The organism is Litchfieldella anticariensis FP35 = DSM 16096 (assembly GCF_000409775.1).
Lineage (GTDB): Bacteria > Pseudomonadota > Gammaproteobacteria > Pseudomonadales > Halomonadaceae > Litchfieldella > Litchfieldella anticariensis.
The window spans coordinates 37,600-53,057 of record NZ_KE332392.1; the positions used below are offsets into that span (position 1 = coordinate 37,600).

Below are 15,458 nucleotides of genomic sequence, written 5' to 3' on the forward strand. Positions count from 1 at the left end.
AATGATGACATAACAAGGGATCATGGATGAAAGATCAGCGCAGGCGCTTGGCCTCGATTCTTAATTTGCACGATTTCGAGAGGGCGGCGCGAAGGCACTTGCCGCGCCCCATCTTCGGCTATGTGGCCAATGCGGCAGAAGATGGCAAAACCCTCGACACCAATCGCCAGGCATTCGACGATTACTGCTTTTTGCCTCGTGCATTGGTCGATGTCTCGAGGGTATCCCTGGACACGGAACTGTTTGGCAAATGCTATGACGCGCCTTTCGGCATCGCCCCGATGGGTATCAGCGCCTTGTCAGCCTACCGTGGCGACAAGGTGCTGGCGCAGGCAGCCGCCAAGGCCAATATTCCCATGATCATGAGTGGCACCTCGTTGATCCCCATGGAGGATGTCGCCGGACCGGAAGGCACCGACTGGTTCCAAGCGTATCTACCGGGCGACCGGGAAGGTATCGAGGCCCTGATCGCTCGTATCGAAAAGGCGGGGTTCAAGAATCTGGTGATCACCGTCGATTATCCTGTACCGCCGAACAGTGAGAACAACGTTCGTAGCGGCTTCTCGTCGCCGCTGCGTCCCAGCCTGCGTCTAGCTTTGGATGGTCTATTGCGGCCCCGATGGCTAGTCGGTACCTTCGTCAAGACACTGCTCCATCATGGAATGCCGCACTTCGAGAACAACTACGCGACGCGGGGCGTTCCGATCATATCGAAGCACGTCAATCGGGATTTCTCTGGCAGGAGTCATTTGAGCTGGGAGCATCTGGCCCTGGTCAGAAGTCTTTGGACAGGGCGGCTCGTGGTCAAGGGCATTTTGCATCCGCAGGATGCCGTCAGAGCCAGGTCGGCCGGTGTCGATGGCATCATTGTATCCAACCATGGTGGGCGCCAGTTGGATGGTACCGTGGCTCCCATGAGGGCATTGCCATCAATCGTTCAGGCGGTGGAAGATTTGCCTGTCATGATCGATAGCGGCTTCCGACGCGGTAGCGATGTTCTCAAGGCCTTGGGATTGGGTGCCAGATTCGTGTTCATCGGGCGTCCGTTCAACTATGCCGCGGCCTATGCTGGTAAGGCGGGAGTGGCACACGCCATTCACTTGCTGTCCGATGAAATCTCACGCAACACAGCATTGCTGGGAATTACACGGACAGCAGAGATGAGCCAAGCTCATCTCTGCAGGAATTGCTGAGTCGCACCTCAACCAGCAATCCGCTCGGCAATTGCCTTGCCCAGGCTCTCGGTGCTGCCCTGGCCACGGAGATCCGGTGTCAGCGTCTGGGCATCGCCTTCGGCCAGCACGCTTTCAATGGCGTCGACGATGGCCGTGCCGGCCTCCTGATGTCCCAGGTGCTCCAGCATCATGGCCGCCGACCAGATCTGGCCGATGGGGTTGGCAATGCCTTTGCCGGCGATGTCCGGGGCGCTGCCGTGGACCGGTTCGAACAGGCTGGGAAAGGTGCCTTCCGGGTTGATGTTGGCCGATGGTGCCACCCCGATGGTGCCGGTGCAGGCAGGGCCCAGGTCGGAGAGGATATCGCCGAACAGGTTGCTGCCCACCACTACATCGAACCAATCAGGATGCATCACGAAGTTGGCGGTAAGGATGTCGATATGGAACTTGTCGACACTGACCTCCGGGTATTTCTTGGCCATCTCCTCCACCCGCTCGTCCCAGTAGGGCATGGTGATGGAGATGCCGTTGGACTTGGTGGCCGAGGTCAGTTTCTTGCGCGGGCGGGTTTGGGCCAGGTCGAAGGCATACTTGAGCACCCGGTCGATGCCGGTGCGAGTCATGACGGTTTCCTGGATCACCACCTCGCGTTCCGTGCCTTCGAACATCTTGCCACCGATGCTGGAATATTCGCCCTCGGTATTCTCGCGTACCACGTAGAAATCGATATCGCCTGACTGGCGATCGGCCAGTGGGCTCTTGATGCCGGGCATCAGCCTGCAGGGCCGCAGGTTGATGTACTGGTCGAAGCGACGGCGAAACTGTAGTAACGACCCCCACAAGGAAATGTGATCCGGCACTTTCTCCGGCCAACCCACAGCACCATAGAACAGCGCGTCGAAATCCTTGAGCTGATCGAACCAGTCGTCCGGCAGCATCTGACCGTGTTCGAGATAGTAGTCGCAGTTGCCGAACTCGAAGTGCCGGTATTCCAGATCAATGTCGAAACGCTTGGCGGCGGCTTCCAGGGCACGCAGTCCCTCGGGCATCACTTCGGTGCCGATGCCATCCCCGGCGATAACGGCGATTCTGTGGGTCATGTCGTTCTCCTCTGGCTTGGTGAACCTAGTCTAGCCCTTGTTGTCGATTTGATAATCAGGCTAGAGTGAAACCCATTCTTGCGTTCAAGTGGATAATGAGAGGCCATGGCCCAGCTCGACGATCTGGCTTTTTTCCAGCGCTTGGCTCAATGCGGAAGCCTCACGGCCACGGGGCGTGAGCTGGGGTTGTCGCTATCAGCGGTAAGCAAACGCTTGAAGCAACTCGAGGAGCGTCTGGGTGTCGAACTGGCTAGCCGCACCACGCGCCGGCTGACGCTGACTGCCGAAGGGGAATTGTATCTTGCCCGAGGTGCCATCATCCTCGACGAGCTCAGCGAGCTGGAAGAAACGCTGGGGGATCGTCAGGCCGAGTTGAGCGGGCGATTGCGGATCAATGCCACCTTTGGCTTCGGACGCCGCCATGTTGCGCCGTTGCTTTCTTCCTTCTGTGCGCGACACCCGCGCCTGGATGCGTGGCTAGAATTGACCAATTTTCCGCTTAACCTCAGTGACCATGGCTTCGACATCGGTATTCGGGTCGGTGAACCTCCCGATTCGCGATTGGTGGCGAGGCGCATCCTGGCCAACCGTCGGGTATTATGTGCCGCCCCCACTTATCTTGCCGGTAGAGTTGCCCCGCAGCATCCGAACGATCTGGGCGACCACCAGTGTCTGGTGCTGCGTGAAAACGATAGTGACTATGCGCTATGGCGCTTCGTGAGCTGCGACGACAGCGGGGAAGAACGTTCGGTCAAGGTTGGGGGTCGCTTGGCCAGTAACGATGGCGAGGTGATCACTCGTATGGCCCTGGACGGCCACGGTATCATGCTGCGTTCCTGGTGGGACGTGCACGAGCACCTTGTCAGCGGTCGGTTGGTGGAACTGTTGCCCGGCTGGCAGGGAGTGAGGGCGGATTTCTTTGCTGTCTACGATCAGCGTCGTCACGTCCCGGTACGAATACAAGCCTTCATCGCCTATCTTGAGGAAACAATGGCCGGACGGATTCCGCCATTGTCGTGTGCCTCGCAGCAAAGGGAGTCCATGATGTGAATATCTTGATGTTCACTAATACCTATCGGCCTATCGTAGGTGGAGTCAGTGAGTCGGTGCAGCGGCTCAAGAATCGCTTGCAGGCCGAGGGGCACCGGGTGTTGGTGGTGGCTCCCAAGATGCGTGGCCAGCCCCGACGTGAAAAAGACGTGGTGCGAGTGGCGGCGGTCCAGCATTTCAATGGCAGCGACTTTTCCTTACCGGTACCGATTCCCGGCCAGCTTTTCGAGGCCATCGAAGATTTCGATCCTGATATTATCCATTCCCATCATCCCTTCCTGCTCGGTGACACGGCCGCTAGGGCGGCGGATACCTACGGGTTGCCCCTGGTGTTCACTCACCACACGCTTTATGAGCATTACACTCACTATGTTCCCGGCGATTCGCCGCGTATGCAGCGATTCGCGGTAGCGCTCTCCACCGAATACACCCGACTATGCGAAGCGGTGATCGCGCCTAGTGAAAGCATTCGCGATTTGCTATTGCGACGTGGGGCCAATGTGAATATCACCGTGGCCCCTAGCGGGGTCGATACGCGACGGTTTGGCCGGGGGGATGGCACCATGTTGCGCCTGCGTTTGGGTATTCCCCGGGGTGCCTACGTGGTCGGACATGTCGGCCGCCTGGCCAAGGAGAAGAATCTTCCCTTCCTTGCCGAAGCCGTGGCGCGCTTACTGCAGTGGCAACGCGACGCCCATTTCCTGGTGGTGGGTGACGGCGATGCACGTGAATGCATGCAGCAGGAAGCGAGACGGTATGGGGTGGAGTCGCGTTTCCATTTCACCGGCCGTTTGCAAGGGCAGGCCTTGATCGACGCCTACCATGCCATGGATGTCTTCGCTTTCGCTTCGCATAGCGAGACCCAGGGCATGGTGTTGGTCGAGGCCATGGCGGCTGGCTTGCCAGTGGTGGCGATAACGGCACCAGGCGTTCGCGAAGTGCTGCGTGATGGCAGTAACGGCCGTCTGCTGATGCATGACGACAGCATGGGCATGACCATGGCGCTGGACGATTTGGCCGACCCTGAGCGTCGTCGCTCCATGAGCGTGGCAGCACATGGAGTCGCCGCCATGTTTGACGAAAGCCGCTGTGCCGCACGCTGCCTGGAGGTCTATCGTCGCGCTATTGCTGTAGGCGGTGCCTTCAGTCACGCCGACGACAACACGTGGGAGCGGGTGAGAAGTCGCCTCGGTGCGGAATGGCACATGCTGCTCCATCGTGGCCGCGTATTGCGGTCACTGCTGCAGGATGAACCGAGCGATAGAGCAACAGGTATCGATAGCGAGATTCACGATACGGCCCCCAAGTGATCCGTCACTCCGGGGATCGCGAGCGGCGCTGGCGTTGGCGCCAGTCGGCATAACGCTTCAACCCATACAACAGCGCGATCCCTACGACAATACCTCCCCCCGCCCATATCAGATCCTTGCGGTCGTCGGCAGTCAGCAGTGAACCGAGCTGACTGCCCAACAGTGTGACGCCGACCAGGCCGGGCAGGATGCCGATCAACGAGCCCAACATGTAATCGCGAAAGCGCAAGTGAAAGGCGCCGGCCAGCATGTTGGTCAGGGTGAAGGGGGCCAGGGGCAGCAGGTTGACCAAGGTCATGGTGCGTACGCCGCGACCCGAGAGGTAGCGTGACAACCCTTGGAGACGTTGGCCGCCATGGCGCAGCAAGGCCTCACGTCCAAGGCGGCGCCCCACCCAGTAGGTGCACATCGAGGTGGCGAGCGTGCCGGCCAAGGCATAACCGAATCCCCATACCGGCCCGAACATCAGGCCGGTCAAGGCAACCAGAATGCTCAAAGGGAACATCACGAGAGATGTGCCGATATAGATAGCCACGACGACGATAATGGCCCAGGCACTGTCTCGCCATGCCATCGAACCCTGGAGTAAGGCATAGAGCGTGCGGGCATCGAGTAGGTCCTTCATCGCCAGCCATTGCCACAGCAAGCCTAGGGCGGCCAATGTGGCCAACGCCACTAGGGTTACAGTGAGGGATCGGGACATGGGATGGTGGTCCTGCGCTGTATTACGTGAGCTACAGGATACGGACAACGTGCACTATGGCAATGTTCACCGAGCAGGTCAGGCTAATGTGTGCACCGAGTCAGTCAGGCTGATGTGGCGCCGGGCAGACGAGACAGCGGATCCTGGCGGAAGTAACGTGCGAGTAGGGCATAGAGCTCGGGATAGGCGTTATGGAGGACATCCGGCGCACTGAAGAAATGCTCGCAACACACCGCATAGCATTCACCGGGGTGGCTGGCGGCGTAGTCGTCTATCGGCGTGTCCTCACCGCGCTCGAGCCGAGCCTGCAGATCGTCCCATACGGCCGTGAAGATACGGTGCCACTCGCGTGGATCGATGTCGCGCGGCAGTGGTGGGAAACCGGCGATATCGCTGGCGTTGCCCATGTCGAGCTTGTGTGCCAGTTCGTGGATCAGCACGTTGAAGCCGGTCCAGTCGCCGCTCTCCATCAGGTCGGTAAAGGAGACCACTATCGGCCCTTGATAGGAGGTTTCGCCGGCGCGCTCGTCGACGTATTCGTGCATGATGCCGAATTCGTCCATTTCTTCCACCTGGCGCTGGAAAGAATCAGGCAGTACCAGTATCTCGTGAACGTTGGCAAAAGCATCCTGATGCTCGTGGTCGCGCCAGTTGAGGGTCAGCAGGCAGGCCTGGGCAGCCAGCGCGAGACGCGCCGACAGGTCGAAGTTGGTGGTTTCCGCCAGGTCAGGGTGCAGTGTCAGGCGTTTGTGGTGGGCGAAGTACCAGGCACGGCGACCCAGGCGCGCTGCCTCATCATCATCGAGCGCGGCGAGTAGGGGAATGCGGCTGAGGGCTTCGCGCCAGGCCTCATCGGGAAACGGGTGGCGGGCCTCGAAGCGTTCGGCCCGCCAGCGGCGCCATTTATCGAGCATGACTGAGTCTCAATTTTCTTCCTGCCTTCCCCCGGACTTCCACGACCAGTCACGCCAACGCAAGTCGAACAGATCCTTGCGGCGGTCCTTGAGGTTGGTCACGGAGCCCTCGGCACGCACCACGGTCAGCCGCGTCAGGTCGAGATCGGAGAACATGATCATCTCGGTGTTGGGGGTGGTCTCGGAGAGCACGGCATCGTGCGGGAAAGCGAAGTCCGACGGCGAGAACACGGATGACTGGGCATACTGGATATCGAGATTCTCGATCGATGGCACGTTGCCCACGCTGCCGCACAACACCACGTAGCACTCGTTCTCGATGGCTCGCGCTTGGGAACAATGGCGTACACGCAAGTAGCCGTTCTTGGTGTCGGTCCAGAACGGCACGAACAGGATATCCATGTCTTGGTCAGCCAACAGCCGCGAGAGTTCGGGAAATTCCACGTCGTAGCAGATCTGGATGCCTACACGGCCGGCATCGGTCTGGAATACGCGCAGTTCGTCGCCACCCTCGATCACCCAATCACGCCGTTCCTGAGGCGTGATGTGGAGCTTGGCCTGGGATTCCAGGCTGCCGTCACGATGGCACAGATAGGAGACATTGTAGAGGTTGCCATTCTCACCGATCTCGATCATCGAGCCGGCCACGATATTGATGTTATAGGACACCGCCATGCGCGACAGTTCGGTTTTGAACTGCTCGGTGAAACCTGCGAGGTAACGAATGGCGGCCAATTGATCCTGCTGGGCGGCGCGATCTTGGAGGCCCATCAGCGGCGCGTTGAACAACTCCGGGAATACGGCGAAGTCGCTTTGGTAACCGGACAGGGCATCAACGAAGTATTCGACCTGTTGCAGCACCGCTTCCACCGAGGCGAATTCACGCATCTGCCACTGTACGGCACCGACCCGCACCTGGGTGGGGCGAGTTTCCAGCACCCGCTCGGCTGGCTCGTAAAGGATGTTGTTCCACTCCAACAGAGTGGCGAAGCCCTGGGATTTCTCGTCTTCCGGCAGATACTTGCGCAGCAAGCGCTTGACCTGGAAGTCGTTGGCCAACTGGAACGACAGGATGGGGTCGTGAATCTCCTTGCGCGACACCTTGTCGATGTACTCGGTTGGCGAGAGTTCGTCTGCGTGCTGGTGATAATTGGGGATACGACCGCCGGCGAGGATCGCGCGCAGGTTCATCGAGCGGCATAGCTCCTTACGCGCCTCGTACAGGCGTCGCCCCAGCCGGTAGCCGCGGTAGGCCGGGTCGATCAGCACGTCGAGCCCGTACATGGCATCGCCATCGGGGTCGTTGAGAATGGTCTCACGCTTGCCGATCAGATCGTCGTACTTGTGCGGATTGGAGAACTCGTCGTAGTCGACCAGCGCGGTCAGGGCCACGCCAACTACCATCTCGTCGTCCTCAATCACGATCTGGCCATCGGGAAATTCGTCAATCAGTTTGTCGATGGTGAGCTTCGGCCAGGCGCCGCCGATATCCTCGTAGACCCGATCCATCAACGTCTTGAGCTGTGGGTAGTCGTCCGAGGTCAGGTTGCGCAGGTTGAGGTGCAGATCGTCGAGGGACATGGGCGTGTTCCTGATCGAAGTGTGTGATCGAGAGGCGATGGCGCATTCTAGCATGGGCATTGAATGCGCTTTGAGGGCCTGGAGCGTCATGCCGTTGTCATCATGTCATCACGCCATGGTCATACGCGACCGCGACGATAAATCAAGACAATGACGCCTGAGTGGCTACGCTTGAGATAAAGCAGGGATGACCGATATGCCGTATCCAGACACTTATTCAGTGTTTCCTGTGATCGGCGAGTGCAATCAATACCAGGCAAATCATGACCGATAACAACAACAAGCGTATCCGACTAGAAGGCGTCAGCAAGGTATGGAGGGACGTGCCGGCCGTTGACCAGGCGTCCTTCGAGGTGATGCCCGGCGAGTTCGTGATCCTGTTGGGGCCGTCCGGCTGTGGCAAATCCACCACGCTGCGCATGATTGCGGGCCTCGAACGCGTCTCGGCGGGGCGTATCCATATCGGCGAACGCGAAGTGACGTCGATGCCGCCGGGAGATCGCGGTATCAGCATGGTATTCCAGTCCTATGCACTGTTCCCGCACCTGAACGTCGCCGACAACATCGTCTTCGGCTTGCGCAGCCGCAAGGTGCCCAAACCCGAACGCCAAGTGCGTCTCGATAAGGTGGCCCGGCTGGTGGGCCTCGAGAACTACCTGGATCGCAAGCCGGCCCAGCTCTCCGGCGGTCAACGCCAGCGCGTGGCACTGGCCCGGGCTATTATTTCCGAGCATCCAATATGTTTAATGGACGAGCCGCTTTCCAACCTCGATGCCCGGCTGCGCGGCGAGATGCGACGCGAGATCAAATCACTTCAGCAGCGCCTGGGCATGACGGTGATCTACGTTACTCACGACCAGGTAGAAGCCATGAGCATGGGCGACCGCGTGATCCTGATGCAGGACGGTCGCATCGTGCAGGATGGCACGCCCGGCGATCTTTATAACCACCCGGCCACGGCATTCGCGGCAAGCTTCATCGGCAGCCCGGCGATGAACCTGGTGCCACTCGTCGCCAGTCGTGATGGCGCCGCTATCGAGGGTGAACCGCGTTGTGCCATCGCCCCCCATCGGGCAGCCGGCTGCCAACTGGGCATTCGTCCGGAAGACATCCACATCGAGCCAGCGGAAGCTGCCGGCGTGCCGGCCGAGGTGCTTGATGAGGAGTACCTTGGCGCCGACACCATTATTCGACTGCGGGTAGGGAAGCAGGAACTGCGCGCTCGTCTGCCTGGGGTGATGTCGCTTAGTGGTGAAAGGTCCTGCCGCCTGCAGTGGACGCCGAAAGCGGCTCACTTCTTCGCCAGTGAGGATGGGCGCCGGCTGGATCTCCAAGGTTATGACTTCGCAGCTGCCCGTGGCTGCGATTCTAGGGAAGACGAGGCCCAGACCTCGACTGCACATGATGGGAACTACCCTCCAGGAGTGAACCGATGAGCTCGCGACTTCCTCATGCATTGAGTGGTTTGGCCGCTGCCGGCCTACTGATGGCTGCCGGTCAGTCATCCGCCCAGGACCAGGTCGAACTGACCATGTACTACCCTATCGCGGTTGGCGGTGCCCTGACCGAAGTGATCGACGGTCTGGTCACCGACTTCGAGGCCGAACATCCGGACATCTCGGTGGATGCCATCTACGCCGGCAATTACGACGACACCCGGGTGCGCGCGATGTCGGCCATCGAGGCCGGCGATATCCCGCAACTCTCGGTGATGTTCTCGATCGATCTCTACGAGCTCATCGAACAGGATGTCATCGTCCCCTTCGACGACCTGGTGCAGAGCGATGAAGAGCGGGCATGGCTCGACAGCTTCTATCCGGCCCTGATGGAGAACGGCCGGCTCGACGGCAAGACCTACGGCATTCCCTTCCAGCGCTCGACCATCGTCTTCTACTGGAACAAGGATGTTTTCGAAGCGGCTGGCCTCGACCCCGAACGCCCGCCGGAAACCTGGCAGGAAATGGCCGAGATGGGCGCCGCCGTTCGCGAGGCAAGCAATGGCGAGCAGTGGGGCGTGATGGTGCCCTCCACCGGTTACCCCTACTGGATGTTCCAGGCCTTTGCCTTCCAGAACGGCCATCGCCTGATGAGCGACGACGGTACCGAGGTCTATTTCGATGATCCGGCTGCCATCGAGGCGCTGGAATACTGGGTGTCGCTGGCCAACGAGCATAACGCCATGCCTGCCGGCGCCATCGAATGGGGCACTCTGCGCCAGAATTTCATCGAACAGTCCACGGCGATGATGTGGCACAGCACCGGCAACCTCACCGCCGTGCGCAACGAGGCCAATTTCGACTTCGGCGTGGCCATGTTGCCCATGAACACCCAACGCGGCAGCCCCACCGGCGGTGGCAACTTCTATATCTTCAAGGGTACCAGCGACGAGGAACAGCGTGCCGCCATGACCTTCATCCGTTGGATGACGGCACCGGAACGTGCCGCGGCTTGGTCGATGGAAACCGGCTACATGGGCGTGAGTCCGGCCGCCTACGAAACCGAGGCGCTGAGCAATTACGTCGAGGAATTCCCACCGGCGGCAGTGGCTCGCGATCAACTCGAGCATGCCACCGCCGAACTAGCCACCTACCAGGGCGGCCGGGTGCGGCGTGCGCTCGACAATGCCGTACAGGCGGCGCTGACCGGGCAGATGTCGCCCGAAGAAGCGCTGAAGCAGGCCCAGGCCGAGGCTGACGCCGCGCTGCGCCGTTATGCACGCTGACGCTGAAGGCGCTCAGTCGGGGTCTGGGTTAGACGCAAACAGCGGTGCCGGGGGCGAGAGTCAATGAGGAGGCGCTGTGAATCCCTCCTTGGACGCTACATTTGCCATCCATGGCAAATGACCTCCTCATTGACCTGCCCCCGGCTCAGCTCCAGGCAGGAGACGTGACATGGCGAAACGGACCTCCGATCGCCGCATGCAGGTCTACGGTGCGCTGTTGTTGCTGCCGGCAGCAGTGTTGCTGGGTACTTTCGCCTATCTGCCGACGGTCGCCACCCTGATCAACAGCCTGTTCCTGCCCGGTTTTCGCGGCTCGCCACCGGAATTCGTCGGACTCGAAAACTATGCACTGCTGATCGAGGACCGTACCTTCTGGAAGGTGGCGCGCAACAACCTGATCTATGCGCTGGGCACCATTCCCACTGCAATCGCCCTGGCGCTGGGCATGGCATTGTTCGTCAATGGTCGGCTGCCGGGGCGAGGCCTGGTACGCATGGCCTATTTCACCCCGACCATTCTGCCAATGATCGCCGCGGCGAATATCTGGATGTTTTTCTACGCGCCGCAGATCGGCTTATTCAACAACCTGCTGGGTGCGTTGGGTGTCACCGGCCCCAACTGGCTGGGCGACCCCAGCGTGGCACTTACCTCAGTGATCGCGATGGCCGTGTGGAAGGAAGCCGGTTTCTTCATGATCTTCTACCTGGCGGCGTTGCAGAGCATTCCGCCTGAGCTGGAGGAGGCCGCCAACCTGGAAGGCACCAGCCGCTGGAGTTTCTTCTGGCGGGTAACCTTCCCGCTGTTGATGCCGACCACACTGTTCGTGCTGATCAATGCACTGATCAATGCGGTACGAGTGGTCGATCACCTGTTCATTCTCACCAAGGGCGGGCCCAACAACGCCACCAATCTATTGCTCTATTACGTCTACGAGAACGCCTTCTCGTTCTTCGACCGCACCTACGCCGCGACCATCACTGTGATCATACTGCTGGTGCTCGCCGTGGTGGCCACTGTGAAGTTCACCGTGCTCGATCGACGCACGCACTATCAGTGAATTCAGCAAGGACCAGGCCATGACCACGCCAACTGCCGCCGCACCCACGACGCCATCACGTCGCCTGGTTCGTGTTCCAAGCCTGGAGACCACTGCTGCGTGGCTGTTGGCGATTGTCTGGATATTCCCACTGCTATATGCCCTATGGGCAGCCTTCCATCCGCTGGCGTTCATGGTGCGCTTCGATCTGCTGGCACCGCTGACACTGGATAACTTCACCAATGCCTGGAACCAGGCCCCATTCGAGCGCTACTACCTGAATACCTTCCTGCTGGTTACTGGTATCGTCGCCGCCCAGTTCGTGGTCTGCACCCTGGCTGGCTTCGCCTTCGCACGCTTCCCGATCCCCGGCAAGGATACGCTGTTCATGCTGGTGTTGATTCAGCTATTCGTGTTTCCCGAAGTGCTGATCGTCGAGAATTATCGCATCGCCAGCGGCTTGGGGTTGGTCGACACCATCACCGGCATCGGCTTGCCCTATGTGGCCAGTGCCTTCGGTATCTTCCTATTGCGCCAGACCTTCAAGACCATTCCCCGCGAACTGGAAGACGCCGCCCGTGTGGAAGGCTGCGGTTGGATGGCGGTGCTACTCAAGGTCTACGTGCCGCTCGCCAAGCCCACCTACCTGGCCTATGGTCTAGTGTCGATCAGCCACCACTGGAACAACTTCCTGTGGCCGCTGGTGGTCACCAACTCGGTGGAAAGCCGCCCGCTGACGGTAGGGTTGGGGATTTTCTCGGCACCGGAAACCGGCGTCAACTGGGCCACCATCAGCGCCGCCACCCTGCTCAGCATTGCCCCATTACTTGTTGCCTTCCTGCTGTTCCAACGCCAGTTCGTGCAGTCATTCCTGCGAGCAGGGATTCGCTGAATCCGCTCGAGTCAGCCGATTCATGGAAGATCACCAAGAATGGCTCCTGGCTGTCGATTCCAGACTGGCCTGTTCGACAAGGAAGTGAACAACCCCACCAGCGGAGCGACGACCATGCGATTCATGATCATTGTGAAGGCAAGCCAGGACTCGGAAGCCGGCAAGATGCCGAGCCATGAGTTACTGGAGGCAATGGGCAAGTACAACGAGGAACTGGTCAAGGCCGGCATCCTTCTCAGCGGCGAAGGGCTGCAGCCGAGCAGCAAGGGCGCGCGGGTACGCTTCTCGGGCGACCAGCACACCGTCATCGACGGCCCATTCCCCGAGACCAAGGAGTTGATTGCCGGCTTCTGGCTGTGGCAGGTGAAATCGAAGGAAGAGGCCATCGAGTGGGTCAAGCGTTGCCCCAACCCGATGCCTGGCACTGAAGCCGAGATAGAGATTCGCCAGGTATTCGAGGATGAAGATTTCGGAGAGGAGTTCACGCCGGAGTTGCGCGAACAGGAAGAGCGTTGGCGTGCCCAGGCCGCTCAGAACGCTGAAGAAGCGAACCGCAAACCCCAATGACCTGGCAAGCTTCCTATGCTGGCCTCGTTGCTGATAGACGTGGCCAGCGCCTTCGGCATCTTGGAGGATCAAAATGAAACTGTATGGATTTGGTCCCACCCGCTCGCTTCGTGTCCTTTGGGGATTGGGAGAGCTTGGTGCAGAATTCGAGTTTGTGTCGGTCAACCTGGTAGAAGGGGAGCACCTTCATCCAGAGTTTCTTCGCCTCAATCCTGCCGGCAAGGTCCCGGTATTGGTTGATGGTGACCTCGTGCTCACCGAGTCGGCGGCGATCGTTCTGTATCTGGCGGAAAAATATCCTGCCAAAGGATTGCTGCCTAGCGATATCAAGGAACGGGCACAGGTATATCGCTGGGTAATGTTTGCGGTGACCGAGCTGGAACAGCCCCTGTGGCGGATTGCTAAACATACGATGTTATATCCAGAAGAAAAGCGTTTGCCCGCTGATATCGCGCTCGCAAGACAGGATTTCGTGGATATGGTCTCTGTGCTGGATCGACATATGGATGGGCGGCAATTCATCATAGGCGATGACATCACAGTCGCCGATTGTGTGACTGCCTATCTCATGGATTGGGCAAATGAGCTAGATTTTCTCAGCGACCTTCCACAACTTCGCGCGTATCTGCAACGCATGTATGCACGTCCCAGCGCACCCCCACGTATCGCAGAGGCGTTCAGGGAGGTTTCGAAGAGTCCGTAAGTCCTGTGAAGCAGGCGTCTTGCCCCCGAGGGGGCTTCATAAAGATGCGGTTTATGTTGTCTATGCGTTGAAATTGCGTATTAAGGGAAAAGCCAGCAGGGGCGAGGACCAATGCCCGTCGTTCGATGGCGGTAAACAGCGAAGCTATGCTGGTGGTGAGGATCGCGTCCGAACACCGGCTGGCCGTTAGGGTCTGGGCCGGACATGCCATGGAGAAGGATGGCGGCGCGATCCTCACCAGTTTCAGTTAGTACCTGGTCGTTGAGGATGGTAAGCGTCATACGTCGAGCACCACACAATTCCTGCATACAAAAGGATACAATTGCGTAACAATATGCAATAGGAGCAGGGAGGTTCGAAGGGAACGACCGAGCAGGGAAACTCAATGTAGCAAGGAGGCACGAACAGGGGGTTCGTGGTGACTTGTGCAGGGAATAGCTCTCAAAGCCCGGCCGGTGGTATGACGGTCGGGCTTTCTCGTTAGAGAAACACTAAATCACTTGGCAAACAGCATTGAAATATTGGCGAAGGCCTTGATCTCCAGTGCGTTGCCGGAGGGATCGGAGAAAAACATCGTGGATTGTTCACCGGGCTGTCCCTTGAAGCGGGTGTATGGCTCGATGATGAACTCGATGCCTTGGGCCTGCAGCCGGCTGGCGATTGCTTCCCACTCGTCCACCGGGAGTACGATACCGAAATGGCGCACCGGCACATCGTGTCCGTCGACAGCGTTACGTTCGGCAAGGCCGGTTTCAGCGGGCGCCAGGTGCGCAACGATCTGGTGACCGTAGAAGTTGAAGTCGACCCAGTCGTCCGAGCTGCGCCCTTCGGGACAGCCAAGGATTTCACCGTAGAACTTACGTGCCAAGGTGAGATCGTGCACCGGAAACGCGAGATGGAAAGGGGACATCATAGCGGGATTCGTGGTGGGAACCTGCATGGCGGCGCTCCTACGAGTTGAGAGAATGACTGCCATGATAGGGAGACTCGACAAAAATAAAAATCCATATTGCTTAGTGCCGCCTATAGCGCCCTGGGGCAGTAGGCCGGGACTCATTCCCTCTATGGCGGGCAACGACGCACCCGCTCCGCCAACTCGAATACGTGCCGATCCTCGGCGCCTAGCCCCTCGAGCGAGGTGGCCAGGTTCAACAGGTAGTCGCGGTTGGGGCCGCTGGGGCCGTGGGCGCTGGCGATTTGCTCCGCCATGGCATTGAGCGGTGCTTCACCGAGGAAGGCGGCGTTGTCTTCGGTGGCGATGTAGACCAGCCCTTCGGTGTGGCTGCCGTCGGTGAAATGTAGTGTCACGATCTCACGCAGGTAGCCGTTCTTCTCGCGAATATCCAGCGGACGCAGGGTCTCGGCATCAATGCGATAGGCCATGCCCTGGCAGATGGCGTCGGGTTCGTTAACCAGCGTGACGACGCGCCCAGGCGCTTTCGGCGTACCGCGGTGGTCATGCGAGCCTTGCCAGAAACGCCGTGCCCAGCCGCAAATGTGGGCGGGGTGGCGCTCATGGTAAGGAAACTCGGCCTTCCAGATCAGCGAGCCATAGCCGAATAGCCAGAGTTCGGCCTGGTCGTCGAAGGGCATGCGCTGTTGGTTGATATGTGTGGTATCGAGTGTCATGTCGCCAACATTATTGGGACTTTGCCGCCATTCTCAAGCATTTATTCAGTTGCATGCCCTGCGGGGAAAGAAAACC

General features: G+C 59.4%; 15 protein-coding genes. 9 read left to right on the plus strand and 6 right to left on the minus strand.

The genetic code is table 11. The features are described 5' to 3' along the window. The first annotated feature begins 26 nt into the window (after positions 1-26). Complete coding sequence (locus L861_RS15740) at positions 27-1,193, plus strand: alpha-hydroxy acid oxidase (RefSeq protein WP_016417620.1); 1,167 nt, start codon at positions 27-29, stop codon at positions 1,191-1,193. Between the two features lie 8 nt (positions 1,194-1,201). On the opposite strand, the gene L861_RS15745 is transcribed toward L861_RS15740, so the two are convergent. Further along, positions 1,202-2,275: a tartrate dehydrogenase gene (locus L861_RS15745; RefSeq protein ID WP_016417621.1), complete on the minus strand. Its 1,074-nt coding sequence runs from the start codon at positions 2,273-2,275 to the stop codon at positions 1,202-1,204. Between the two features lie 105 nt (positions 2,276-2,380). Between L861_RS15745 and L861_RS15750 the strand changes: the two genes are divergently transcribed. Together L861_RS15750 and L861_RS15755 are read left to right on the plus strand one after the other, a co-directional pair. Continuing rightward, positions 2,381-3,325, plus strand: a complete 945-nt coding sequence (locus tag L861_RS15750) for a LysR family transcriptional regulator (protein WP_016417622.1) — start codon at positions 2,381-2,383, stop codon at positions 3,323-3,325. Continuing rightward, positions 3,322-4,635 (plus strand): glycosyltransferase, encoded by a 1,314-nt coding sequence (locus tag L861_RS15755; protein WP_016417623.1) that lies wholly within the window; start codon positions 3,322-3,324, stop codon positions 4,633-4,635. The genes L861_RS15750 and L861_RS15755 overlap by 4 nt, the downstream gene beginning before the upstream one ends. Positions 4,636-4,639: 4 nt before the next feature. Here L861_RS15755 and L861_RS15760 read toward each other — a convergent pair whose 3' ends face one another. From L861_RS15760 to L861_RS15770, 3 genes are all read right to left on the minus strand, one after another. Further along, on the minus strand, positions 4,640-5,338 hold the full coding sequence (locus L861_RS15760) for a TVP38/TMEM64 family protein (protein WP_016417624.1): 699 nt from the start codon (positions 5,336-5,338) through the stop codon (positions 4,640-4,642). A 104-nt stretch (positions 5,339-5,442) separates the two neighbouring features. Next, positions 5,443-6,252 carry a M90 family metallopeptidase gene (locus L861_RS15765; protein WP_016417625.1) on the minus strand — a complete coding sequence of 270 codons (810 nt, stop codon included), beginning with the start codon at positions 6,250-6,252 and terminating at the stop codon, positions 5,443-5,445. A gap of 9 nt (positions 6,253-6,261) precedes the next feature. Next, positions 6,262-7,833 (minus strand): carbon-nitrogen hydrolase family protein, encoded by a 1,572-nt coding sequence (locus L861_RS15770; protein ID WP_016417626.1) that lies wholly within the window; start codon positions 7,831-7,833, stop codon positions 6,262-6,264. Positions 7,834-8,096: 263 nt separating this feature from the next. On the opposite strand from L861_RS15770, the gene L861_RS15775 reads away from it, so the two are divergent. The 6 genes from L861_RS15775 to L861_RS15800 all read left to right on the plus strand — a co-directional run bounded on the left by L861_RS15775 (position 8,097) and on the right by L861_RS15800 (position 13,753). Beyond that, positions 8,097-9,269 carry an ABC transporter ATP-binding protein gene (locus L861_RS15775; protein ID WP_016417627.1) on the plus strand — a complete coding sequence of 391 codons (1,173 nt, stop codon included), beginning with the start codon at positions 8,097-8,099 and terminating at the stop codon, positions 9,267-9,269. After that, complete coding sequence (locus tag L861_RS15780; protein WP_016417628.1) at positions 9,266-10,555, plus strand: ABC transporter substrate-binding protein; 1,290 nt, start codon at positions 9,266-9,268, stop codon at positions 10,553-10,555. The genes L861_RS15775 and L861_RS15780 overlap by 4 nt, the downstream gene beginning before the upstream one ends. A gap of 169 nt (positions 10,556-10,724) precedes the next feature. After that, complete coding sequence (locus tag L861_RS15785) at positions 10,725-11,612, plus strand: carbohydrate ABC transporter permease (protein ID WP_016417629.1); 888 nt, start codon at positions 10,725-10,727, stop codon at positions 11,610-11,612. Between the two features lie 19 nt (positions 11,613-11,631). Continuing rightward, a complete protein-coding gene (locus L861_RS15790) occupies positions 11,632-12,483 on the plus strand; it encodes a carbohydrate ABC transporter permease (protein ID WP_016417630.1) in 852 nt (283 codons plus the stop codon). A gap of 39 nt (positions 12,484-12,522) precedes the next feature. Then, positions 12,523-13,050 (plus strand): YciI family protein, encoded by a 528-nt coding sequence (locus L861_RS15795; protein ID WP_016417631.1) that lies wholly within the window; start codon positions 12,523-12,525, stop codon positions 13,048-13,050. 73 nt (positions 13,051-13,123) lie between these two features. Then, positions 13,124-13,753 carry a glutathione S-transferase family protein gene (locus tag L861_RS15800; protein ID WP_016417632.1) on the plus strand — a complete coding sequence of 210 codons (630 nt, stop codon included), beginning with the start codon at positions 13,124-13,126 and terminating at the stop codon, positions 13,751-13,753. A gap of 496 nt (positions 13,754-14,249) precedes the next feature. On the opposite strand, the gene L861_RS15805 is transcribed toward L861_RS15800, so the two are convergent. Beyond that, positions 14,250-14,693, minus strand: coding sequence for a VOC family protein (locus L861_RS15805; RefSeq protein WP_016417634.1), 444 nt, complete (start codon positions 14,691-14,693; stop codon positions 14,250-14,252). Positions 14,694-14,815: 122 nt separating this feature from the next. Continuing rightward, complete coding sequence (locus tag L861_RS15810) at positions 14,816-15,382, minus strand: gamma-glutamylcyclotransferase (protein WP_016417635.1); 567 nt, start codon at positions 15,380-15,382, stop codon at positions 14,816-14,818. Between the last annotated feature and the right edge of the window lie 76 nt (positions 15,383-15,458).

What these genes read in the sequence shown, in the direction of transcription:
- L861_RS15810 (WP_016417635.1), bottom strand. Translation starts at nt 15,382, where the DNA reads ATGACACTCGATACCACACATATCAACCAACAGCGCATGCCCTTCGAC.
- L861_RS15760 (WP_016417624.1), bottom strand. Translation starts at nt 5,338, where the DNA reads ATGTCCCGATCCCTCACTGTAACCCTAGTGGCGTTGGCCACATTGGCC.
- L861_RS15780 (WP_016417628.1), top strand. Translation starts at nt 9,266, where the DNA reads ATGAGCTCGCGACTTCCTCATGCATTGAGTGGTTTGGCCGCTGCCGGC.
- L861_RS15790 (WP_016417630.1), top strand. Translation starts at nt 11,632, where the DNA reads ATGACCACGCCAACTGCCGCCGCACCCACGACGCCATCACGTCGCCTG.
- L861_RS15775 (WP_016417627.1), top strand. Translation starts at nt 8,097, where the DNA reads ATGACCGATAACAACAACAAGCGTATCCGACTAGAAGGCGTCAGCAAG.
- L861_RS15805 (WP_016417634.1), bottom strand. Translation starts at nt 14,693, where the DNA reads ATGCAGGTTCCCACCACGAATCCCGCTATGATGTCCCCTTTCCATCTC.
- L861_RS15765 (WP_016417625.1), bottom strand. Translation starts at nt 6,252, where the DNA reads ATGCTCGATAAATGGCGCCGCTGGCGGGCCGAACGCTTCGAGGCCCGC.
- L861_RS15800 (WP_016417632.1), top strand. Translation starts at nt 13,124, where the DNA reads ATGAAACTGTATGGATTTGGTCCCACCCGCTCGCTTCGTGTCCTTTGG.
- L861_RS15740 (WP_016417620.1), top strand. Translation starts at nt 27, where the DNA reads ATGAAAGATCAGCGCAGGCGCTTGGCCTCGATTCTTAATTTGCACGAT.
- L861_RS15795 (WP_016417631.1), top strand. Translation starts at nt 12,523, where the DNA reads ATGGCTCCTGGCTGTCGATTCCAGACTGGCCTGTTCGACAAGGAAGTG.
- L861_RS15785 (WP_016417629.1), top strand. Translation starts at nt 10,725, where the DNA reads ATGGCGAAACGGACCTCCGATCGCCGCATGCAGGTCTACGGTGCGCTG.
- L861_RS15770 (WP_016417626.1), bottom strand. Translation starts at nt 7,833, where the DNA reads ATGTCCCTCGACGATCTGCACCTCAACCTGCGCAACCTGACCTCGGAC.
- L861_RS15745 (WP_016417621.1), bottom strand. Translation starts at nt 2,275, where the DNA reads ATGACCCACAGAATCGCCGTTATCGCCGGGGATGGCATCGGCACCGAA.
- L861_RS15750 (WP_016417622.1), top strand. Translation starts at nt 2,381, where the DNA reads ATGGCCCAGCTCGACGATCTGGCTTTTTTCCAGCGCTTGGCTCAATGC.